Annotated in this window: 17 protein-coding genes; 6 read left to right on the top strand and 11 right to left on the bottom strand. The window is 72.6% G+C overall.

Going from position 1 to position 21,767, the window contains the following annotated elements; all coding sequences use genetic code 11:
• Nucleotides 1-118: 118 nt before the first annotated feature.
• From trxA to LCD33_RS18075, 8 genes are all read right to left on the bottom strand, one after another.
• On the bottom strand, nucleotides 119-448 hold the full coding sequence (gene trxA / locus LCD33_RS18110; RefSeq protein ID WP_224957038.1) for a thioredoxin: 330 nt from the start codon (nucleotides 446-448) through the stop codon (nucleotides 119-121).
• A 41-nt stretch (nucleotides 449-489) separates the two neighbouring features.
• Nucleotides 490-1,497 carry a thioredoxin-disulfide reductase gene (trxB, locus tag LCD33_RS18105; RefSeq protein WP_224967176.1) on the bottom strand — a complete coding sequence of 336 codons (1,008 nt, stop codon included), beginning with the start codon at nucleotides 1,495-1,497 and terminating at the stop codon, nucleotides 490-492.
• 118 nt (nucleotides 1,498-1,615) lie between these two features.
• On the bottom strand, nucleotides 1,616-2,458 hold the full coding sequence (locus LCD33_RS18100) for a hypothetical protein (RefSeq protein WP_224978069.1): 843 nt from the start codon (nucleotides 2,456-2,458) through the stop codon (nucleotides 1,616-1,618).
• Nucleotides 2,455-3,063 carry an RNA polymerase sigma factor SigM gene (sigM, locus tag LCD33_RS18095; protein ID WP_224967178.1) on the bottom strand — a complete coding sequence of 203 codons (609 nt, stop codon included), beginning with the start codon at nucleotides 3,061-3,063 and terminating at the stop codon, nucleotides 2,455-2,457. The genes LCD33_RS18100 and sigM overlap by 4 nt, the downstream gene beginning before the upstream one ends.
• A gap of 113 nt (nucleotides 3,064-3,176) precedes the next feature.
• Nucleotides 3,177-4,754 carry a protein kinase family protein gene (locus tag LCD33_RS18090; protein WP_224967179.1) on the bottom strand — a complete coding sequence of 526 codons (1,578 nt, stop codon included), beginning with the start codon at nucleotides 4,752-4,754 and terminating at the stop codon, nucleotides 3,177-3,179.
• A 406-nt stretch (nucleotides 4,755-5,160) separates the two neighbouring features.
• On the bottom strand, nucleotides 5,161-7,077 hold the full coding sequence (murJ, locus tag LCD33_RS18085; protein WP_224967180.1) for a murein biosynthesis integral membrane protein MurJ: 1,917 nt from the start codon (nucleotides 7,075-7,077) through the stop codon (nucleotides 5,161-5,163).
• A 72-nt stretch (nucleotides 7,078-7,149) separates the two neighbouring features.
• A complete protein-coding gene (locus LCD33_RS18080) occupies nucleotides 7,150-9,384 on the bottom strand; it encodes a DUF6049 family protein (RefSeq protein WP_224978068.1) in 2,235 nt (744 codons plus the stop codon).
• Nucleotides 9,385-9,401: 17 nt separating this feature from the next.
• Nucleotides 9,402-9,959 (bottom strand): NUDIX hydrolase, encoded by a 558-nt coding sequence (locus tag LCD33_RS18075; RefSeq protein ID WP_224957045.1) that lies wholly within the window; start codon nucleotides 9,957-9,959, stop codon nucleotides 9,402-9,404.
• 126 nt (nucleotides 9,960-10,085) lie between these two features.
• On the opposite strand from LCD33_RS18075, the gene LCD33_RS18070 reads away from it, so the two are divergent.
• On the top strand, nucleotides 10,086-11,570 hold the full coding sequence (locus LCD33_RS18070; RefSeq protein ID WP_224957055.1) for a CCA tRNA nucleotidyltransferase: 1,485 nt from the start codon (nucleotides 10,086-10,088) through the stop codon (nucleotides 11,568-11,570).
• A gap of 286 nt (nucleotides 11,571-11,856) precedes the next feature.
• On the top strand, nucleotides 11,857-12,429 hold the full coding sequence (locus LCD33_RS18065) for a YqgE/AlgH family protein (protein ID WP_224957047.1): 573 nt from the start codon (nucleotides 11,857-11,859) through the stop codon (nucleotides 12,427-12,429).
• Nucleotides 12,430-12,489: 60 nt separating this feature from the next.
• On the opposite strand, the gene LCD33_RS18060 is transcribed toward LCD33_RS18065, so the two are convergent.
• On the bottom strand, nucleotides 12,490-12,882 hold the full coding sequence (locus LCD33_RS18060) for an SdpI family protein (protein WP_224978067.1): 393 nt from the start codon (nucleotides 12,880-12,882) through the stop codon (nucleotides 12,490-12,492).
• 230 nt (nucleotides 12,883-13,112) lie between these two features.
• Between LCD33_RS18060 and leuS the strand changes: the two genes are divergently transcribed.
• From leuS to LCD33_RS18045, 3 genes are all read left to right on the top strand, one after another.
• On the top strand, nucleotides 13,113-16,028 hold the full coding sequence (leuS, locus tag LCD33_RS18055) for a leucine--tRNA ligase (protein WP_224967181.1): 2,916 nt from the start codon (nucleotides 13,113-13,115) through the stop codon (nucleotides 16,026-16,028).
• Nucleotides 16,029-16,240: 212 nt separating this feature from the next.
• Complete coding sequence (locus LCD33_RS18050) at nucleotides 16,241-18,202, top strand: acyl-CoA dehydrogenase (RefSeq protein WP_224957053.1); 1,962 nt, start codon at nucleotides 16,241-16,243, stop codon at nucleotides 18,200-18,202.
• Between the two features lie 405 nt (nucleotides 18,203-18,607).
• Entirely contained in the window at nucleotides 18,608-19,027 is a 420-nt protein-coding gene (locus LCD33_RS18045) for a CAP domain-containing protein (protein WP_308011295.1), read from the top strand.
• A gap of 330 nt (nucleotides 19,028-19,357) precedes the next feature.
• On the opposite strand, the gene LCD33_RS18040 is transcribed toward LCD33_RS18045, so the two are convergent.
• Nucleotides 19,358-19,861 carry a DUF4232 domain-containing protein gene (locus LCD33_RS18040; RefSeq protein ID WP_224957058.1) on the bottom strand — a complete coding sequence of 168 codons (504 nt, stop codon included), beginning with the start codon at nucleotides 19,859-19,861 and terminating at the stop codon, nucleotides 19,358-19,360.
• A 136-nt stretch (nucleotides 19,862-19,997) separates the two neighbouring features.
• A complete protein-coding gene (locus LCD33_RS18035; protein ID WP_224957060.1) occupies nucleotides 19,998-20,726 on the bottom strand; it encodes a TetR/AcrR family transcriptional regulator in 729 nt (242 codons plus the stop codon).
• A 347-nt stretch (nucleotides 20,727-21,073) separates the two neighbouring features.
• On the opposite strand from LCD33_RS18035, the gene LCD33_RS18030 reads away from it, so the two are divergent.
• A complete protein-coding gene (locus LCD33_RS18030) occupies nucleotides 21,074-21,397 on the top strand; it encodes a glutaredoxin domain-containing protein (RefSeq protein ID WP_224957062.1) in 324 nt (107 codons plus the stop codon).
• Nucleotides 21,398-21,767: the final 370 nt, after the last annotated feature.

The raw sequence follows: 21,767 nt of genomic DNA, 5'->3' as shown, positions 1-21,767 counted from the left end.
CAGCGCGCTGCGCACGGCGTGACCTCGCGCGTACCGGCGGGAACGACGGAACCCCGCGCACCTCCGCGCGGTGGCGGGGCGGGCGGGGTTCCGGTCGGTGCGACGGGTCAGCGACGCGTCACAGGTAGTCCTCCAGGTCGGACAGCAGCGCGGCCTTCGGCTTGGCGCCGACGATCTGCTTGACCGGTTCCCCGTTGGAGAACAGCAGCAGGGTGGGCACGCTCATGACCTGGTAGTCGCGGGCGATCGACGGGTTCTTGTCGATGTCCAGCTTCGCGACGGTGATCTTGTCCTGGTGCTCGCCGGCGATCTCCTCGAGCACCGGGGCGACCATCTTGCACGGGCCGCACCAGGTCGCCCAGAAGTCGACGAGGACGGGCTTGTCGCTGCCCAGCACGTCGGTCTTGAACGAGTCGGCGTCGACGGTCACGGTGTTGTTCGCGGCCATGTTCATCTCCCTCGGGTGGAATTCAGGTGTCGGTTCCGCGCTCAGCGCGCTGCCGCGGTCTCGGCGGCCGGCGCGTAACCGCCGCCCTCGTGCTCGGGCGCGACGTGCGCGGCCTCGCTCATCTCGTTCTCGGCGAGCCACCGCTCCGCGTCCATCGCGGCCGAGCAGCCGGAGCCCGCGGCGGTGATGGCCTGCCGGTAGGTGTGGTCGACGAGGTCACCCGCGGCGAAGACGCCGGGGATGCCGGTCCGGGTGGTCGGCTGCTGCACGGCGACGTAGCCCTCGTCGTCGACCTCGACCTGGTCGCGCACGAGTTCGCTGCGCGGGTCGTGGCCGATGGCGACGAACATTCCGGTCACGTCCAGCTGCGATTCCTCGCCGGTGCTGGTGTCGCGCAGCTTCAGGCCGGTGACGGCGGTGTCGCCGAGCACCTCGGTGACCGCGGCGTTCGTGCGCCAGCGGATCTTCTCGTTGGCCTTGGCCCGCTCCAGCATGATCTTGGAGGCGCGGAACTCGTCGCGGCGGTGGATGATCGTCACCGAGTCGGCGAACTTGGTGAGGAACGTGGCCTCCTCCATCGCCGAGTCGCCGCCGCCGATCACGGCGATGTGCTGCTCGCGGAAGAAGAAGCCGTCGCAGGTGGCGCAGGCGGACACGCCGCGGCCGAGGAGCTTCTCCTCGCCGGGGATGCCCAGGTAGCGCGCGGCGGCGCCCATCGCCAGGACGATCGCCTTGGCGCGGTACTCGACGCCGTTGGCGACGACCTTCTTCACCTCGCCTGCGAGGTCGATGTGCTCGACGTCCTCGGCGCGCAGCTCACCCCCGAACCGCTTCGCCTGTTCCCGCATCTGCTCCATGAGCTCGGGGCCCATGATGCCGTCCCGGAAACCCGGGTAGTTCTCCACTTCGGTGGTCGTCATCAGCGCGCCACCGAACTGCGTGCCCTCGAAGACCAGTGGCTCCAGCTCGGCCCGCGCGGCGTACACCGCGGCGGTGTAACCGGCAGGGCCGGAGCCCACGATGATGAGGTTGCGGACGTCGTCGCTCACCGCGCCCCTTTCGTTGTCGCGTGCCGCCCGCCGCGCAGCACGCGCGAGCGTATCCGGGTCAACGCGATCCTAGGCGTCTCTGTTCCCGGCACCGCTGCCCGTGACGAGCGCGACCCGGTCAGCCGCCGAGGGTGCTGTCGGAGATCGTGGCCGGCCGGTTCGGCCCGCAGTCCTGGCCGACGATGAGGATCCGGAACCTCCCGATGCCGCCGCCTTGCAGCACCAGCGCCCTCGCCGGCCGGCCGTCGATCGTGACCTCCCGGGCACCGAGCGGGTTTCCGCTGGTGACGCCGTTGGCCTGCAGGCAGCCGAGCAATCGCGCCGGGTCGGTGAGCTCCCCGTACTGCTCGGCGGAGAGGGCTTCGCCGAGGTGGTTGGCGGGCAGCGTGTCGCCGCCGCGCAGCGCCAGCGGTGGCGGGCCGTCCGCGGGCCGGGCGCTCTCCGGCCGACCGGCCTGCGGGGTGCTGTCGCCGCCAGGGACGGCGGTGCCCAGCACCACGATCCCGGTGACGGCGGCGGCCGCCGCGAGCAGGCCCGTCGTCCAGCCGACCCGCTTGCGCCTGCGGGCGCGGGCGGCGGCGAGGTCCAGCACCGGGGCGGGTTCGCCCTCCCCGACCGGTGCGGAGCCGACGGCTGGGGAAGAGCCGACGGGCTGCGCCGTGCCCGGCCAGGCGTCGAGTTCGGCGCGCAGCACGTCGTCGAGCCGGGCCGCGACGTCCGCGGGCATCGCGGGCGCGGGCACCTCCGGCGACGGCTCCTTGAGGTCGTCGAGGCCCCGGAGCTCCGAGCTCGTCGCGTCCAGCGCGGCGAGCAGCGCGCTCGCCTCCGGATCCTCCTGGATGCGCGGCAGGAGCCGTTCGGCCGTCTCCGGGTCCAGCGCACCCGCGTGCAGGTCCGCCACCAGATCCAGCGACCACGGTGGGCCTTGCGGCGTGTCGGGGCGCCGTCGTTCGCCGCTCATCGTCCCTCCCGTCGACACTTGGCGTTGGCGTCATCTGGGACGTTCGCATCCGCACTCGGGTTCCGCAGGTGCCCCAGAAGTTTCGCCAGCTTCACCCGCCCACGGGCGCAGCGGCTCTTCACGGTGCCCTCGGCGATGCCGAGCGCGGCGGCCGTGTCGGTCACCGAGTAGCCCTCGACGTCGACGAGGACGATCGGCGCGCGCTGCTCCTCGGGGAGGGCTGCCAGCGCTTCCTGCACGGCCATCCGGGTGTCCTGCTCTTCGATCGCGTCGCGCGGAACGGCGGGCTCGGCCGGTCCGGTCTCGGGCAGCGGAACCGTGGGCCGCGCCTGGCGGCGGCGGATCCGGTCCAGGCAGGCGTTCACCACGATCCGGTGCAGCCAGGTCGTGACCTGCGATTCCGCCCGGAACGACCCGGCGCTGCGGAAGGCGGAGATCATCGCGTCCTGCAGCGCGTCGGAAGCTTCCTCGTGGTCGCGCATCGTCCGCAGCGCGACCGCCCACAACCGGTCCCGGTGCTTGCGGAAGAGCGCGGCGAACGCGTCTCGATCGCCGTTGACGTGCGCCGCGAGGAGCTCGGCGTCCGTTCTCTCGGGGGCAGACACGGTTCAGCACTCTACTGATCGTGATCCCGCCCACGAGCACCGCGCCGCGGCGGTCCGCACCCGCGCGGGACCGGGATCGCGGTGATCCCGCGCGGGACGCGCGACGCGCCTGGTCAGGCGGCCGAACCGGCGAGGGTGATCTCGTTGATCCGGCTCTGGAACTTGCCGTCGGTCGGGGCGAGCTGCGTCAGCCACACGATCACCTGCTGGGTGGGCTGGGCCGCGTCGATCGGGATGGTGGTCTGCCCCGCGGACAGCGTCTGCTTGCCGAGCACCTGGCTGGAGTTCAGGTCGGGGCTGGTGCCGTCGGCCGCGCGGATCTCCACCACGGTGCCCGCGCTCGGCGAGTCGATGACCACTTCGCGCAGCGTCGTCGGCGACGCGAAGGTGAGCACGGCACCGGTACCGGACTTGAACCCGCTGCCGAACTGGTCGTTGTAGGAGTCGGTGGCCCAGGAGGTCGCCGGGTCGCCGTCGAACAGGTTGCCGAGCTTGCCGGGGCTGTCCGGCGTCTGCTCCAGCACGAACGGCGAGCCGCCGGTGACCTTGACCGGGACGGACTGCTCCGGGCCGGGCGCGGGCTGCTGGTTGCCGTCCTCCAAGGTCACGGACGGGCCTTCGGCCTCCTGGTTGCCCGCGACCAGGCCGATCAGGTTCGCGACGATCCAGCCGACGACGAGCAGCGTCGCCACGGCGAGCGCACCGACGCTGATGGCCAGCTTCTTGCGCTTCACCTCGTCCGGCTTCGGGTCCTGGGTGCTCCAGACCTCGTTGCTCTCCCGCGCGCCGCCACCGGCCGGGGCGGCCTGCATGGTGGAGGTGGAGGCGTCCTCCTCGAAGGTGGCGTGCTGCTCCAGCACGCGGAGCACCGCGGCCCCGGTGCGGACGCCGCCGGTGGTGCCGTGCGTGTCGGGGCTGCCGAGGGCGCGCAGCGCGACCGTGGACAGCTCCAGCGGCACGGTGGGGCGCAGCGTGCGCGGCGCGACGATGGTGCCGTCCGGACCGGTCGGCGCGGTCGGCAGCCCGTCCGGGGCCGCGTCCAGCGCCCAGCGACCGGTCAGCAGCAGGTACAGCACGGCGCCGAGGCCGCGCACGTCGTCGCTGGAGCTGGCGGTGGAGAGCGGTCCGGGGAAGGCCATCCGGACCTCGCCCTCCGGCGTCACCCGGATCCGCTGCGGGTGGTCGGCGCCGAGCACGAGCCCGGCGTGGTGGGCGGCTTCGACGGCCGCGGCCAGCGGCTGCAGCACGCGCGCCGCGGTTCCCGGCGCGAGCGGTCCGCCCGAGATGAGTTCGATCAGGTCGGTCCCGTGGGTCCACTCGGCGATGACGACGCCGAGCACCCCCTGCGGATCGCCCGGGGCGGGCGTGACGACGTCGAGCACCCGCGCGACGCCGACGTGGTTGAAGGTGCTGGCGTGCATCGCGCGTTCCAGCGTGCGCCGCGCGCTCGACGCCGCGTCCGAGTGGGAGCGGTCCCCGGTCAGGATGGTCAGCGCGACGTCGCGTCCGAGCACACCGTCCTTGGCCCGCCACAGTTGCGCGTCGCACCGGGGATCCGCGCCGACCTTCTCCAGCAGGCGGTATCGGCCGTGGTCGAGTACCGCCCCGGGGGTCAGCTGTTCGGCGTCGTCCGCCGTCGAATCGCCCGCGTCACGTTCCGGCATCGCTTGCCTGGTCGGTTTGCTGCTCACCTTCCCTCTCCCGCTCCTCCCGCTCCAGCCGGGGGGCACTGAACACCCCCTCCCCACGGGAGAAGACTTCCGCTCCGAGGGTACGTGACGCCGATGTCAACGACGACGCAGCAGAGCGGTGAGCCGCCCGATCGCAGGCCGCGGTTCCCGCACCCGGAGCAACACCGCCGGACCGGGCATCGCGCCCGCCCTGGTCGGCACCGGTCGAGCCAGGTCGGCGGTCGCCTCCGCACCCGGGTCGCGGGCGGGGCGGAAGCGGTGCCGCCGCACCGCGCGGTTCGTGCCCGGCGGGCGACCGCCGCACGCGCGACGAGGTGCGGAGTCGTTCGCCGGCGGTGCGGACCGGTCGCCGCCGGCGCGGCCGATCCCCCGCACCCGCCGCCGGCCGGTGGGGGTGCGGCGTCGCTCAACGGCGCAACATGGCCCTGACCCGCCCGATCGCGGGTTCCAGTTCCCGCACCCGGAACAACGCCATCAGGCCGAAGATGACCGCGAAGCCGACGACCGTGCCCGCGAGCAGCTGCAACCAGCCCGTTCCCGACCCCGCTTCGCCGGGGACCACGGCGTCCACGCCGAGCACGACGCCCCAGGTCACGAGGCCGCCGAGGACCGAAGCCAGCAGCGTCTTGCCGAGCGTGATCAGGAAGACGCGCCCTTCGAGCCGCCCGAGCCGGTGGCGCAGCCAGACCTCGCCGACCACCCAGCCGACCACGAAGCTGAACGAGTTGATGAACACCAGGGCGTACAGGACCATCTCGGGGTCTTCGACCAGGCCGCACAGCAGCGCCAGCCCGACCTTGACCACGGTCATCACGACCATGATCAGCGTCGGCGTCCGGGCGTCCTTGAGCGCGTAGAAGACGCGCATCTGCATCATCGTGATCGCGTAGGGCAGCACGCCGAACGCCGAGACGGCCAGCGCGATACCGATCTGCCCGGCATCGCCGCTGCTCTTGCCGACCGAGAACAGGGCCAACGCCAGCGGGAGCCCGATGGCGCTCATGACGCCGCTGATCGGGAGCAGCGTGACCGTGGACAACCGGTTGCCCAGGGACAGGTCGGCGACGACCTTCGGGTAGTCGTGGTCGGCGGCGGCCCCGCTCATCCGCGGCAGGATCGCGGTCATCACGGAGAACCCGATGACGCCGTACGGGAGCTGCAGCAGCATCCACACGTAGTTGTACATCGACCACACGACGGCCCGGGTGCCGACGCCGCTCATCACCATCAGGCCGATCTGGCTGACGCCGACGTAGGCCAGCATCCACAGCGCGAGGCCGCCGAACTCGTTGAGCCGCGGGTCCCAGCCCCACCGCCAGCGGAACCGGAATCCGGTGCGGCGCAGCGCCGGGACCTGGATGAACGCCTGCGCGACGACGCCGAGGGTGACCCCGATCCCCAGCGTCAGCAGGTGCGCGTCGGTCATCCGGATCGGGTTGACGGTGAGTTCACCGGGCAGCGTCCAGTAGACGCAGATGGTGGCGATCACGACGAGGTTGTTGACGACGGGAGCCCAGGCCGGTGGGCTGAAGATCTGCTTGGCCTGCAGGATCGCGCTCATCAACGCGCTGATCCCGTAGAACAGGATCTGCGGCAGCAGCAGGTAGGCGAACGCGGTGGCCAGCTCCGGACTGGCGTTGCCCCCGTCGCGGACGTACAGCCACACCAGCCCCGGTGCCGCGACGACGGCGAGCGCGGTGCCGATCACCAGCATCACGACCGACAGCGTCAGCAGCCGCTGGATGTAGGACTCGCCGCCGTCGGAGTCCGACTTCTGCGCGCGCACCAGGACGGGCACGATCACGCTGGTCAGCACCCCGCCGATCAGCAGCTCGAACACGCTGTTCGGCAGGTTGTTCGCCACGGTGAAGGAGTCGTTCTCGACGCCGAAGCCGATGATCAGCGCGAGCAGGATCTTCCAGCCGAAACCGGTGATCCTGCTGATGAGGGTGGCGATCGCCATCGAGCCGCTGGCGCGCAGCAGCGACTTGCCGCCGCCACCGCCGCCGCCGGTGGGGCGCAGCACCTGGGTCTGCTCCTGGGTCTGCTCGGCGGCCTGGTCGAGACCCGGTTCGGGCAGCACCGCCGGGATGGGCTGCGTCTCGGCGGCGTGCCAGCCGGATCGCGCGGCGGCACCGCGTTCGGCGGGCACCGGCCGGGCCGCTGCGGGCACCGGCTGCTGCGGCCGGGGCGCCTGCGGCGGGCCACCGGGCTCGACACGCGGGATGTGCTGCGTCCGATCGTCGGCGGGAGCCGCCGGGCCGCCGGGACCGCCCGGACCCGCCGGGTGCCGCCGTGCTTCCGCGTCGCTGTCTCGGTTCACTGCCTGTGCCCTTCACTCACCGCCTGTGCCGGCTCGCGGGGTGTCACTCCCGCGGGTGGCCGGACCAGGATGTCAGCTCGGGCTGCGGTCACTTTCGGTGGTGCTGCCGGAGACCGCGGTGGACTCGGCGACGGACGCCTCCCCACCTTCCGAGGCGGGGCCCTGCCCCGCGCCTGCCGCGGCCAAGCGGGCCCGGCGCGCCCGCAACCGGCGCAGGATGCGCCGCCCGGACAGGATCACCAGCAGCGCGCTGGCGATCGCGGTGAGGCCGACGGTGAACGGGTCGTAGGTGTAGGACTGCAGCTGGATCCGCTTCGCCGTGCCCAGCTTCGTCCCGGCCTCGGTGGTGACCGCCACGTCGACGGTGAACTGGCCCGCCCGGTGCACCTCGGTCTCCAACCGGAAGTGCCTGCGCCCCTGCGCGGGTACCCGGATGACGCCGAGGTCGCGGGTCTCCAGCCCGGCCGTCGCGGGGATGCGCAGCCGCACCGACACGGTCACCGGCAGGTCGTTGGTGACGGTCATCGGGATCGGCGCGTTCGACGCGGTGAGCGTGATCTTCCCGGCGAACTCGTCGAGCCTGACCTGTGAGAGCACCCCGTCGAGGGTGTCGGTGGCGACCCGCACCCAGTGCCGGGCCGCGGCCGGGTCGTTGCGCCAGGCGCTGGAGGCGCCGCGCAGCAGCCCGTTGCGCAGCGGCGTGGTGAGCGCCGCCCGGTCCAGGTCGGTCGCCGGGTCCTTCTCGCTGGAGCGGTACAGGTCGCCGACCTTGTAGTTCTGCTCGGCGAGCTGGTCGAGCACCGGCTGCGGGATCTCCTCGGCGGCGTTCTCCGCCGGGTACTCCGGTCGCGCCACCGGCAGCGCCGCGTCGCTCTGCTCCGCCTCGCCGCCGCGCTCGGGCAGCCCCGCGGGGCGCACGTACCCGGCTTCGGCGAGGCCGCGCAGGCCGTCCAGCAGCGAACGCAGGTCCTCCCCGCTGAGGTTCCAGCGCCGCGGCGGCGCCAGCACCGAGGTCGCGCCGTCCTGGGCGCCCAGCGTGGCGCGGTAGGTGAGCGCCCCGAGCGCGTTCTGCACGCTGGCCGCGCCGCCGTCCTCCGGGGACATCGCCGTCGTCTCGCGCGGGCCGCCGTGGTTGGGGTCCAGCGCCCCGGACAGCAGCGGATCGATCGGCAGGGCCGTCGGCCCGTCCTCGAACAGCCGGGACGGGGCCGGCGAGCCGGTGGACGTCGAGGCCGGGTCGACGAGCACCGTGTCGATGCCGAGGCCGGTGAGCCTGCGGGAGATCGGCTCGTCCAGCGCTCCTTCGATGGGCCAGAGCACGCTGCGGCGCGGTTCGGTGGCCAGCACCTGCTTCACCAGGCTCGCGCCGTCCAACGAGCCCTTGATCAGGTCGGGCAGACCGGCGTGCTCCAGGGCGAGCAGGTCCGAGTCGGCGTAGGGCAGCGCCAGCACGCACCGCCCGGCGGTCGCCTCGCGCAGCTTGTTCAGCCACAGCTGCGCCGAAGCCGCCCCGGTGCCCTCCTGCGTCCCGCCGTCGGGCCGCCGCACCAGGTAGCCGCGGCTCATGGCCTGGACGGTGGCCAGCAGGTCGGGGTCGACGGCGACGCACAACCCGTTGCCCAGCGGCGATCCGGCGCCCGCGCCGTCCACCACGGACTGCACCAGGTCGTAGAGCCTGCCGCCGGGGGTGAGCGAGGCGGCGAGCGCGTCGTCGGCGAGCACGGCCCGCTGGTCCGGCGTGCCCTCCTGCTGCATCCGCGGGTAGTCGACGATCGGCAGCAGCACGGCGATCGCCGCGGGTTCCGCCGGCTTCGCGGGCGGGGCACCGGGCGGGGCCAGCACCGGCAGCAGGAAGCGGGACTCGCCGATCCGCGCGCGCCCGCCGTCGTCGGGCTGGCCGTTGACGTTGACCAGCAGCGGGAACGAGCCGGATTCGGCGATCTCCAGCGAGTCGGGCCCGGTGAGCGGCACCTTCAGCTCGAACGGGGCCTGCTGGCCCGGGGCGAGGGTGTCGATCAGCGGCCGGAAGCTCGTCTCGTCGACCGTGGCGGCGTTGCCGCGCAGCGCGTCCTGCACGGCGGGGTCCGACTGGGTCGGGTAGCCGCGCTGCACGCGGGCCTCGATGCCGTTGATGGTGCTGCCGGACCGGTTGGTGATCCGGCCGCTGATGCTCACCTCACCGGTCGAGCCCGAGACCACCGACGGCGTGACTTTGGTCACTTCGAGCTGGGTCGCGTCGGACCCCTGCGCGCTCGCCGTGCGGGCCGAGGTGATCGGAATCCCGCTGATCAGCAGGACCGCGACCACTGCGGCTAGCAGACACCTCACCCCGGCTCCGTTCCCGTGTTCCGGGGAGTCTTGCCGCTCCCCTGCTCGTCCGCGCCCGGCTGGGGATCGCCGAGCAGCGCGAGCGCGTGCCGCACCAGACGCCGTTCGTCGGCGTAGGCCAGCACCTCGTCCAGTTCACCTAGCGGCACCCAAGCCACCTCGGTGACCTCCACGTCCTCGTCCGAAAGTTCTCCGCCGACCGCGTCCAGCAGGAAGTGGTGCACCGTCTTGTGCACGCGCCGGTCGCCGGCGACGAACCAGTAGTCGATCGTGCCGATCGCCACCGTCACCCGTCCGATGATCCCCGTCTCTTCCGCGACCTCGCGCACCGCGGTCTGCTCCGGCGTCTCACCAGGCTCGATGTGGCCCTTCGGCAACGACCACAGCAGTCGCCCCCTGCGGTCGGACCTCCCGATGATCGCAGCGAGCCGTTCCGGCTCGGCGACCACCAGCCCCCCGGCGGAGGTTTCGTCCACGGTCCGCAGCCGCCGGCGCCGGCGGCGGTTCCGGCGCCCCGGCTGTGCGCCGCCGGAGCGGCCGGGCGACGGAGGCATGCGGCCGATGGTAATGCGATCAGCGACCGCACCGGTGGTCGAAGCGGCCCCGGAGATCCTTCGCTGAGCAGCCGATATCCTCTCCCCGTGGCCCCTTCGACCCGTGACGCCCCGGACGAGACCGACCTGCGCGCCCGCGCCCGCGAGGCCCAGCCCAGCGCGCAGCCGACGGAGGCCCAGCGCAGCGCGGTCGCCGAGCTGGTCGAGGCCGCCCCGGTCGTCGCGGAGCTCGCCGAGCGGTTCGCCGCCGCGGGCCATCGGCTGTACCTGGTGGGCGGCAGCGTCCGGGACGCGCTGCTGGGCAGGCTCGGCACCGACCTGGACTTCACCACCGCGGCCCGCCCGGAGCGGGTGCGGGAGCTGCTGGACGGCTGGGCGGAGACCGTCTGGGACACCGGGATCGAGTTCGGCACCCTCGGCGCCTACAAGCGCGGCACCACGGTGGAGATCACCACGTTCCGCGCCGACAGCTACGACGGCGTCACCCGCAACCCGGAGGTGGCGTTCGGCGACACCATCGAGGGCGACCTGCTGCGCCGCGACTTCACGGTGAACGCGATGGCCGTCGAGCTGGGCGCCCGCGAACTCGTGGACCTGCACGACGGCCTCGCGGACCTGGCAGGCGGCAGGCTGGACACCCCCGCGACCCCGCAGGAGTCGTTCGCCGACGACCCGCTGCGGATGCTGCGCGCCGCCCGGTTCGCCGCCCAGCTCGGGTTCGAACCGGCCGAGCGGGTGCTGGCGGCGATGCGCGAGATGGCCGACGAGCTCGCCCGCATCACCCCGGAGCGGATCCAGGCGGAGCTGTCGAAGCTGCTGTGCGGCCGGTACCCCCGCAAGGGCGTGGAACTGCTGGTGGAGACCGGCCTGGCCGAGCACGTGCTGCCCGAGGTGTCGGCGATGCGGCTGGAGATCGACGAGCACCACCAGCACAAGGACGTCTACGAGCACTCGCTGGTGGTGCTGGAGCAGGCCATCGACCTGGAGCGGGCGGCCGACCCGGACGGCGAACCCGACCTGGTGCTGCGGCTGGCGGCGCTGCTGCACGACATCGGCAAGCCGGGCACCCGGCGGTTCGAGCCGGGCGGCGGGGTCAGCTTCCACCACCACGAGGTGGTCGGCGCGAAGATGGCCCGCAAGCGGCTGCGGGCGCTGCGCTACTCGAAGGAGATCGTCGGCCAGGTCTGCGAGCTGGTGTACCTGCACCTGCGCTTCCACGGCTACGGCGACGGGCAGTGGACCGATTCGGCGGTGCGCCGGTACGTGACGGACGCGGGCCCGCTGCTGCCCCGGCTGCACAAGCTGGTGCGGGCCGACTGCACGACGCGGAACAAGCGGAAGGCGAACGCGCTGCAGCGCTCCTACGACGATCTCGAGGAGCGGATCGAGCGGATCGCCGCCGAGGAGGACCTGGCGCGGGTCCGCCCGGACCTGGACGGCAACGAGATCATGCGGCTGCTGGGGCTGCCGCCGGGGCCGCTGGTGGGCCGGGCGTGGAAGCACCTGAAGGACGCCCGGCTGGACCGCGGCCCGATGGAGCACGAGGACGCCGTCGCCGAGCTGCACCGCTGGGCCGCCGAACAGGGCATCGAGGTCCCCGGCGAGGCCTGATCCGCCGGGCTGCGCGGCGGGTGCGGAAGGTTGGCGGCGAGTGGGCTTCGCGACTCCGCCGATCGCACCTCCCGGCCGGGCTCAGGCGCCACGCGTCGAGACGAGCGTTCCCGATTCGCGTTCTCCCTGGTCAGCTCGATCTATTAATACTCAGGTGAATCGCTGAGCACGCAAGATTCACTGTTCGCAGTCGAGCGGGTCGATCGAGCGGTCGTGAGCGCCGGAAACCGCCCGCGTTCGCGGCACGGTCACGCCAGGCGGCTTTCCGCTCTGCGATCATGCGGGGGTGGAACCAGACGCGGAGGTGGAGCCGGGGACGCTGCTGGTGGCTGCTCCGCAGCTGCTCGACGTGAACTTCCGCCGGACGGTGGTCTACATCATCCACCACCGGAACGAAGGCACCCTCGGCGTCATCCTCAACCGGCCCAGCGAGGTCGCCGTCAGCGACGTGCTGCCGCAGTGGGCCCCGCACGCCAGCGAACCGCCCTCGCTGTACGTCGGCGGCCCCGTCGAGCAGCGCACCGCGATCTGCCTCGCCGCGCTGCGCGCCGGGGAGGACGTCGGCCGGATCAGCGGCATGGTCGGGGTGCGCGGGCCGGTCGGGCTCGTCGACCTCGACGGCGACCCGGAGGACCTGGTGCCGCGCGCCCGCGGCCTGCGCTTCTTCGCGGGCTACGCCGGGTGGGACGCCAAGCAGCTCGCCGGGGAGATCGAACGCGGCGACTGGATCGTGGTGCCCGCGCTGCCGGACGACGTGATCGTCGCGCCCGGCGCGGACCTGTGGGGGCGGGTGCTGCGCCGCCAGGGCACCCCGCTGGCCTTCCTCGCCACCCACCCCGGTGACGTGAAGGTCAACTAGCCCGGAACGCGAGAACGCCCGCGGATCGATCTCCGCGGGCGTTCCGACGTCGAGGTGGGGTCAGCCGCAGCAGCCGCCGGGGCAGCCGCCGCAACCGGCGGCGACCGGTGCCGGGATCGCCTCGGCGGCCCGGTTGCCCAGGACCCCGCCGACGACCATCAGCGCGAACGCACCGGCGATGCCGAGCACCGCGACGACGACCGCGCTGGTCGTCGTGCTCAGCAGCGGCTCGGACGCGCCGGCGAGGATCGCCACGGCGCCACCGGCGAGCATCGCGGGCGCCGCGACCCGGTTGCCGAGCTCGAACGCCTCTTCGCTGCGCAGCGTCGCCGGCGTGCGCACACCCACGTAGCGGTTCGGCGGCAGCTGGCTCCGCAGTCCGCGCCACCCGATGAACACCAGCGCCGCGCCGAGTACGACGAGCAGCGCGCACAAGACCATCTGCACAGCCATCACCTGGACAGGGTACGACCGGCCCCGTCCCGGCATCCGCGCGCTACCCGGTGGCGTTCGCTGGATCACACGGCGAGCAGGGGTTCCGATCAGCGGTGCCGCCCGGGATCGTCCGGCCACCGGCGACCCGCCGCGCGGCCTCCGGACGGGCCTGCGGAAAAGCGGTTGGGGGTGGGCGGCACACTGGGGGTGTGCGATCCGCGCGGTGAGCAGGGAAGGAAACGCGGTTGATGAGCGGCCAGGCAGCAGGTGCGACGAGCGAGCCGACGGGAACGTCGGGCGGGGGTGAGGAGACGCCCCGGTTCCGCTACACCGCGGAGACGGCGGCGCAGGTCGAGCAGCGCTGGCAGCAGCGCTGGGAGGAGCTCGGCACCTTCCACGCGCCGAACCCGTCCGGGCCGCTGAGCACCGGTTCCGAGCTGGACGCGGCGAACAAGCTGTTCATCCAGGACATGTTCCCGTACCCCTCCGGTTCGGGGCTGCACGTCGGGCACCCGCTGGGCTTCATCGGCACCGACGTCTACGCCCGCTTCCACCGGATGCTGGGCCGCAACGTGCTGCACACGATGGGCTTCGACGCGTTCGGCCTGCCCGCCGAGCAGTACGCGGTGCAGACCGGCACGCACCCGCGCACCACGACCGAGCAGAACATCGAGCGCTACCTGCGCCAGATCCGCCGGTTGGGCCTGGGCCACGACGAGCGCCGTCGCATCGCCACCACCGACATCGAGTTCTACAAGTGGACCCAGTGGATCTTCCTGCAGGTGTTCCACGCCTGGTACGACCCGGACGCGGACGGCGGCAAGGGCCGGGCACGGCGGATCTCCGAGCTGGAGCAGGAGTTCGCCGACGGCGTGCGCAGCACCCCGGACGGGCGTCCCTGGGCCGAGCTGGACCGCGCCGAGCAGCGCGAGCTGATCGACTCCTACCGGCTGGCGTACCTGTCCGAGGCGCCGGTGAACTGGGCGCCCGGCCTGGGCACCGTGGTGGCGAACGAGGAGGTCACGGCCGACGGCCTGACCGAGCGCGGCAACTTCCCGGTGTTCCGCCGCAACCTCAAGCAGTGGATGATGCGGATCACCGCCTACGCCGACCGGCTGGTGGACGACCTGGACCGGCTGGACTGGCCGGACAAGGTCAAGAGCATGCAGCGGAACTGGATCGGCCGCTCGCAGGGTGCCAACGTCACCTTCGCGCTGGACGGCTCCGCCGAGCGCGTCGAGGTCTTCACCACCCGCCCGGACACCCTGTTCGGCGTCACCTACCTGGTGCTGGCCCCGGAGCACCCGCTGGTCGACGAGCTGACCGCGGCCGAGTGGCCGGAGGGCACCCGCGACGGCTGGACCGGCGGCGCCCCCACTCCGGCGCAGGCCGTCGCCGACTACCGCCGCACCGCGTCGATGAAGTCCGACCTGGACCGCCAGGAGAACAAGGACAAGACCGGCGTGTTCACCGGCGCGTGGGCCACCAACCCGGTCAACGGCAGCCGGATCCCGGTGTTCGTCGCGGACTACGTGCTGATGGGCTACGGCACCGGCGCGATCATGGCGGTGCCCGGCGAGGACACCCGCGACTGGGACTTCGCGCAGGCCTTCGAGCTGCCGGTGGTGCGCACCGTGCAACCCACCGAGGACCACGTCGACGGCGCCTTCACCGGTGACGGGCCGCGGATCAACTCCGCGAACCCCGCGGCCGGGCTGGACCTGAACGGGCTGGACCTGGACGAGGCCAAGCGCACCGTCGTCGACTGGCTGGCCGAGCGCGGCCACGGCACCGGCACCGTGCAGTACAAGCTGCGGGACTGGCTGTTCGCCCGGCAGCGCTACTGGGGCGAGCCGTTCCCCATCGTCTACGGCGAGGACGGCGAGCCGCTGGGCGTGCCGGAGAGCTCGCTGCCGGTGGTGCTGCCGGAGGTCGCGGACTACTCGCCGCGCACCTTCGACCCGGAGGACGCGGACAGCAGCCCCGAACCGCCGCTGGCGAAGGCCACCGAGTGGGCCGAGGTGGAGCTGGACCTGGGCGACGGCCTCAAGCACTACCGCCGCGACACCAACGTGATGCCGCAGTGGGCCGGTTCCTGCTGGTACCAGCTGCGCTACATCGACCCGGTGAACGACTCCGAGTTCGTCGACCCCGCCAACGAGCGGTACTGGATGGGCCCGCGCCCGGCGAGCCACGGCGCGACCGACCCGGGCGGGCTGGACCTGTACGTCGGCGGCGTGGAGCACGCGGTGCTGCACCTGCTGTACTCCCGGTTCTGGCACAAGGTGCTGTTCGACCTGGGCTTCCTGAGCTCGGAGGAGCCGTACCGGCGGCTGTACAACCAGGGCTACATCCAGGCGTTCGCCTACACCGATGCGCGCGGCGTGTACGTGCCCGCCGAGCAGGTCGAGGAGCGGGACGGGAAGTTCTTCTTCGACGGCGAGGAGGTGCGCCGCGAGTACGGGAAGATGGGCAAGAGCCTGAAGAACTCCGTCTCCCCGGACGAGATGGCCGACGCCTACGGCGCCGACACGCTGCGGCTGTACGAGATGGCGATGGGCCCGCTGGACACCTCGCGGCCGTGGGCGACGAAGGACGTCGTCGGCTCCCACCGGTTCCTGCAGCGCCTGTGGCGCAACGTCGTCGACGAGACCACCGGCGAGCTGCGTGTCACCGAGGAGCAGCCGGACGACGAGGTGCTGCGCGCCCTGCACAAGACGATCGACGGCGTGCGGGAGGACTTCGACGCGCTGCGGTTCAACACGGCGGTGGCGAAGCTGATCGAGCTGAACAACCGGGTCACCAAGGCGTACTCGGGCGCGGCGGGCACGCCGCGCGCGGTGGTGGAGCCGCTGGTGCTGATGGTCGCGCCGCTGACGCCGCACCTGGCGGAGGAGCTGTGGCAGCGGCTGGGCCACGCCGAGAGCCTGGCGCGCGGCCCGTTCCCGGCGGCCGACGACCGCTACCTGGTGGAGGACACCGCCGAGTACCCGATCCAGATCAACGGCAAGGTCCGCTCCCGCGTCGTGGTGCCCGCGTCGGCGGGCCAGGACGAGGTGCGCGCGGCGGCGATGGCCGACGAGAAGGTGGTCGCGGCGCTGGACGGCGAGGAGCCGCGCAAGGTGATCGTGGTGCCGGGCCGGCTGGTCAACGTCGTGGCCTGACCCCGTTCCGCACGAGCGGCCCGCTCCCCGGCTCCCGGGTGGGCGGGCCGTTTCGCGCTCGTCCGCGTGTCGGGGCGGTGGGCGGTGGCCGCGGGTCGGCAGGATCGATCGCGGCCCGCATCACGGGCGCGGTGGCGAGCGAGGTCACATGGTCGAGTTACTGGCGAGTAACTAAGCTCGGCGCCGACGGCACCAGACCTGTGGAGGCTGGCATGGACATCCCGAAGACCCCCGCCCGGTTCGACGCGACCGAACTGGCGACGCTGCTCGACGGGCGCTGGGCTGGAGTCCGCGCCAAGGTGCGCGAAGCCCTGGAGGGCACCGAACTCCCGCCCGGCGACCACCTCGACACCGAGGCCCACCGCGCGCAGACCCTCGAACAGCTGCACCTGCTGGTCAAGAGCGGCATCCCCGAGATCGGCTTCCCCGTCGCGCAAGGCGGCCGGGGCGACGTCGGCGGCTCCGTCGTCTCGCTGGAGATGCTCGCCGGGAACCTGTCGCTGATGGTCAAGTCCGGTGTGCAGTGGGGCCTGTTCGGCGGCGCGGTGCAGGCGCTCGGCACCGAGCGCCACCACGAGCGCTACCTGCCCTCGATCATGAACCTGGACCTGCCCGGCTGCTTCGCGATGACCGAGACCGGTCACGGATCGGACGTGCAGCACCTGCGCACCACCGCCACCTACGACCCGGCGACCGAAGAGTTCGTCGTGCACACCCCGCACGAATCGGCGCGCAAGGAGTACATCGGCAACGCCGCCCGCGACGGGCGGATGGCGGTGGTGTTCGCCCAGCTCATCACCGGCGGCGAGCGGCACGGCGTGCACGCGCTGCTGGTGCCGCTCCGCGACGAGCAGGGCGCGCCGATGCCCGGCGTGCACCTGTCCGACTGCGGTCGCAAGGCCGGGCTCAACGGGGTCGACAACGGCCGGATCACCTTCGACCAGGTGCGGGTGCCGCGCGAATCGCTGCTCAACCGCTACGGCGACGTGGCCGCCGACGGCACCTACAGCAGCCCGATCGAGAGCACCGGCAAGCGGTTCTTCACCATGCTCGGCACGCTCATCCGCGGCCGGATCTCGGTGGCGGGGACGGCGGGCAGCACCGCGAAGCTCGCGCTGGAGATCGCGCTGCGCTACGCGACCGCGCGCAGGCAGTTCGACCGCCCGGGCACCTCGGAGGAGACCGTGGTGCTCGACTACCTCGCCCACCAGCGCAAGCTGCTGCCGGCGCTGGCGAAGTCCTACGCGCTGCACTTCGCGCAGGAGCAGCTGGTGCAGACGCTGCACGACGTCTCGGTCTCCGGCGACGAGCGGGCGCAGCGCGAGCTAGAGTCCCGCGCGGCCGGGCTCAAGGCGGTGACCACCTGGCACGCCACGCACGCCATCCAGACCGCGCGCGAGGCCTGCGGCGGCGCCGGCTACCTGGCGGAGAACCAGCTGCCGCAGCTCAAGGCGGACACCGACGTGTTCACCACCTTCGAGGGCGACAACACGGTGCTGCTGCAGCTGGTCGCGAAGGGGCTGCTCACCGATTACAAGGACCAGTTCGACGAGCTCGGCACCGTCGGCATGGCCCGCTTCGTCGCCGACCAGTTCGTCGGCACCGTCATCGAGCGCACCGCGGCGAAGTCGCTGGTGCAGCGCCTGATCGACGCGGCGCGGGACGACGAGGACGCGGTGTTCGACCGCGGCTGGCAGCTGAAGCTGTTCGACGAGCGCGAGCGGCACGTGCTCGACGGGCTCGCCCGCAGGCTGCGCCGCGCCGCGGGCAAGGACGCCGACCCGTTCGCGGTGTTCAACAACGCCCAGGACCACGTGCTGCGGGCGGCGCGGGTGCACATCGACCGGGTCGTGCTGGAGGCGTTCGTCGCCGGTGTCGAGCGGTGCCCCGACCCGGCGACGGCGCAGCTGCTGGAGCGGGTGTGCGACCTGTACGTGCTCAGCACGATCGAGGAGGACCGCGGCTGGTTCCTGGAGCACGAGCGGATCACGCCGCGGCGCGCGAAGGCGGTGACCGAGGCGGTGAACGGGCTCTGCCAGGGCCTGCGGCCGCACGCCGTCGAGCTGGTGGAGGCGTTCGGCCTGCCCCGCCAGTGGCTGACGGCGCCGATCGCGACGGGCGCGGAGCACGCGCGGCAGGACGCGCAGCGCGCGCACGACCGCACCCTCGGCTGATCTCCGGAACCGGGGGGGGGGGGGCCCGGCCCCCGGGCGCGGGGGCGCGGGGGGGGGGGGGGGCGGGGCGCGGGGGGTCTGGCGGGGCGGGGCGCCAACGACGGCACCCCCGGCTTTTCCCCGCTCCCGCCGCCCCGCCCCCCCGGGGGGGGGGGGGGGCCGCTGTCGTGCGGTACCCGGATTCTTCCGGTTCCTGTTCGATCCGACACTGTTGCGTGGTGAATGAGAGGAATTGATCTACGCCCATATGGGTGAAAAGATCGGAACGACTTTGAGCACGGATAGTGTCTTGATCTGTGCCTTGGCGCACATATAACGGAACAATCTCACTCGCCTTGGGTAGCTTTCGGCCCCATGGCATGGACCAATTCGCAACGTTCCGTAATCGCTTCGGGTCTCGCGGCAGTGGCGCTCGGGGCCGGGATCGCGGTTCCGGCTCAAGCGTTCGCCGCCGACACCGGGCAGCAGCAGCGCGTCGTCGAGCTGGTGAACGAACAGCGGGCGAACGCCGGTTGCGGGCCGGTCACCGCAGACCAGCGGCTCGCCGAAGCCGCCACCGGGCACAGCTCCGACATGGCCACCCGCGGCTACTTCTCGCACACCACGCCGGAAGGCGTCACCTTCGACCAGCGGATCAAGAAGGCCGGTCACCCGTCCGCCGGCGCCGAGAACATCGCCCAGGGGCAGCGCAGCGCCGAACAGGTCATGGACGCCTGGATGAAGTCCGACGGGCACAAGCGCAACATCCTGAACTGCTCGCTCAAGAGCATCGGCGTCGGCATCGACGACGGCGGCTCGACCTGGACCCAGGACTTCGGCTACTGAGCCGACGATCCTGTCCGATTCGGACCCCGATCCGCACCACCCCGAAGAATGCGGCCTCGGTCCGAATCGCGGAGAAACCCGGTGGGGACCGGGAAGCAGGGGTGTCACACGCGCGGCCGGGGAACCGTTCCCCTCTCCCGGTCCCCCGGCCGCGCACCCCGCTGCCGAACCCGCCTCGCGCCGAGCCTGGCGGAACCCCGGTTGGCCGTCCCGCTGCGGGAACGTTCACCGGTGGCCGCGCCACGGGCGACGGCGCCGTGCTCGCACGGATCCCGTCGAGAACCCGCGGGTGGTTCGTGCTCCGGCGGCCCGCGGCTGCGAGGGCCCTCGTCAGCTCACCGCCGGGCCGATGTCGCCGACGTGGAGGGGGCCGTCGATCGCGCTCGGCCAGTCGACGCCGATCCCGCCGCCCTGCGGCAGGGTGAGCTGGGCCGTCGATACCGGGATCGGGTCGGAGGACTCCGGCGGGGTGGCCACGTAGGCGACGCCGGGGTGCTGCTCGTCGATCGTGTACCGCTGCGCGGAACCCGGCTCGGGGCTGATCACCTCGACGGGCTGCTGCGCCTCTCCGTCGAAGAAGATCAGGGACGACGGCGCGCCCTCGACCTCGCAGGACACCCCGGGCTTCGCCGCGAAGGTGATAGCGAACAGCCGCCCGTCGTCCGGCGCGTGGCCCTCCGCCACCGAGACGTCCAGGTCACCCGGCGTGCACCAGGGGTACTCGGGGGCGTCCGCGGCGGCTGCCGCGCCCGCGGTGAGCAGCGCACCTCCGCCGACCAGGGCGCTGAGCGCGGTGGCGGTGGCGACGCGGCGGAACTTCGCGGTGCTGAGCATGTGGTGCCTCCTGGCGGTCGTCGTGTTCCTCGACCACAAGACGCGCGGCACCGGCCGAGGATGCCCCCGGCCGGGCAGGAGTGAGATCCCGGACCGGCGGGCAACCGGATCGCGCCGCGGAGCGTTCTCGCCCGGATCAGGCGATGCCGATCTCCGCGGCCAGCTCGTCGAGCTGCGACTCGTACAAGCGGTCCGAGTTGACCAGCGCGAACGGGAACCGCCCGAACACCTCCAGCGCCACGTGCCCGTACAACCGCACCCACCAGCGCAGCAGCACGAACACCGCATCGGTGTCGTAGGCGCTCTCGGGGACGTCCTCGGCGAAGGCGTGCGCGAGGGCCCGCTGGTTGGCGGCGAGCTCGGCCTGCAGGTCGGCGGGCGCGGCGTCGTGCCGCACGAGCGTGGTCGCTTCGACCATGAGCGGCCCGATGACGCTCATGAACACCCCGGCGAACCGGTCGTCCGAGCCGTCGCCGCGCGCCGACGCACCCGGTTCGCCGGTCTCGTCGGACCGCGTGGCGAACACCAGCGCGAACTCCTTCGGGTGGGCGAGCGCCCAGCGGCGGAACCCGTGGCAGACCGCGTTGAGCTTGCCGCGGAAATCAGCCGGGTCCACCTGCTCCAGCCGTTCGTTGAGCTCGTCGACCAGGTCGGTGCAGACGTCGTCGCCGAGCCTGCGCAGCAGGTCTTCCCGCGAGTCGTAGTAGCGGTACAGCGCGGGCGCGGTGATGCCGAGCTCGCGGGCGATGGCGCGCAACGTCACCGCGTCCCGCCCCTGCGCGATGAGCAGGGCGCGCGCGTGTTCGAGGATCTCCAGATCGGTGGCCGCACGGATGCGTTCGCGCCGGGTGCCCTGGCTCGTCATGCGGTCGCTCCATCGAGTGCTGCCGCTGGTGCTGGCGCTGCGGCGCGGATCGGGACGTCACGGGCACCGTAACGGGTCGTAGCGGCCGGACCGGTGGAACGCCCGTTTCGGTGATCAGGAATAAGCCGAGCGGCGGTGGCGTTGCGCGGTGGAGGCCAGTGGATCACTCGTCGGTGATCGCCCGACCGTGGGAGCGGGCCCGGGCCACCCGGGAACCGGAGCGCCGGGCTCGGGAACGCCGTTCCCGGTGGACGCGGTCGCGTCGGAAGCCGGGGACGCGGGGACCACTGCGCGCACGAGAACATCACGGCAACGGGCTCCGGCCCGGAAGCAGGGAGGTGCGGCCGATGGGCGCCGCGGAGCTGATCGTCTACACCAGGCCGGGTTGCCCGTTCTGCACGTCGCTGCGGGCTGGCCTGCGGCGCCAGGGCCTGGAGTACCGGGACGTCGACATCTGGCAGGAGCAGGACGCGGCCGCGGTGGTCCGCTCGATCGCCGACGGCAACGAGACGGTGCCGACGGTCGTGCTGGGCGACTGGACGGCGGTGAACCCGTCGGCGGGGCAGGTGCTGGACGCGGTGCGCGAGCACGCCCCCGAGCTGCTGCCGGACCACAAGCCCGGTCCCGTCGAAGGCACCTTGAACGCCCTGGGCCTGAAGCGGGATCGCTGAGCTCCCCGGGAGTGGGACCAGGGGCCGGCCGCACGGGGGGCGTCACGGCCGGCGCCTGGGGGTTGCGATCGCCGGTGGCGCGATACCGGCGAGCAGCAACTCATCCAGTCTGACGCGCGGCCGCGTCGCGCGGATGCCACTTGGTCGAGAACTACCCCCGAAAGGGTGGGAACGTTCCGGAGTTCGGTGGTTGGAGTTGCGGCGAACGCTGCGCGGGGGACGTGATCCGGGAGTCGCCGGGCCTCATGCCGATTTGTCGACATGTCGCCGTCTCGACTCATCGACGTCTTGACTCGGCGTCATCTCGACCCGGCGCCGTCTCGACCCGGCCCCGTCTCGACCCGGCCCCGTCCCGTCCCGACCCGGCCCC

This window comes from Saccharopolyspora sp. 7B (genome assembly GCF_020177435.1).
Lineage (GTDB): Bacteria > Actinomycetota > Actinomycetes > Mycobacteriales > Pseudonocardiaceae > Saccharopolyspora_C > Saccharopolyspora_C gregorii.
This window is presented reverse-complemented; position numbering and strand designations above follow the sequence as displayed.

What these genes read in the sequence shown, in the direction of transcription:
- trxA (WP_224957038.1), bottom strand. Translation starts at nt 448, where the DNA reads ATGGCCGCGAACAACACCGTGACCGTCGACGCCGACTCGTTCAAGACC.
- LCD33_RS18100 (WP_224978069.1), bottom strand. Translation starts at nt 2,458, where the DNA reads ATGAGCGGCGAACGACGGCGCCCCGACACGCCGCAAGGCCCACCGTGG.
- LCD33_RS18075 (WP_224957045.1), bottom strand. Translation starts at nt 9,959, where the DNA reads ATGCCTCCGTCGCCCGGCCGCTCCGGCGGCGCACAGCCGGGGCGCCGG.
- LCD33_RS18060 (WP_224978067.1), bottom strand. Translation starts at nt 12,882, where the DNA reads ATGGCTGTGCAGATGGTCTTGTGCGCGCTGCTCGTCGTACTCGGCGCG.
- leuS (WP_224967181.1), top strand. Translation starts at nt 13,113, where the DNA reads ATGAGCGGCCAGGCAGCAGGTGCGACGAGCGAGCCGACGGGAACGTCG.
- LCD33_RS18050 (WP_224957053.1), top strand. Translation starts at nt 16,241, where the DNA reads ATGGACATCCCGAAGACCCCCGCCCGGTTCGACGCGACCGAACTGGCG.
- LCD33_RS18040 (WP_224957058.1), bottom strand. Translation starts at nt 19,861, where the DNA reads ATGCTCAGCACCGCGAAGTTCCGCCGCGTCGCCACCGCCACCGCGCTC.
- LCD33_RS18035 (WP_224957060.1), bottom strand. Translation starts at nt 20,726, where the DNA reads ATGACGAGCCAGGGCACCCGGCGCGAACGCATCCGTGCGGCCACCGAT.
- LCD33_RS18030 (WP_224957062.1), top strand. Translation starts at nt 21,074, where the DNA reads ATGGGCGCCGCGGAGCTGATCGTCTACACCAGGCCGGGTTGCCCGTTC.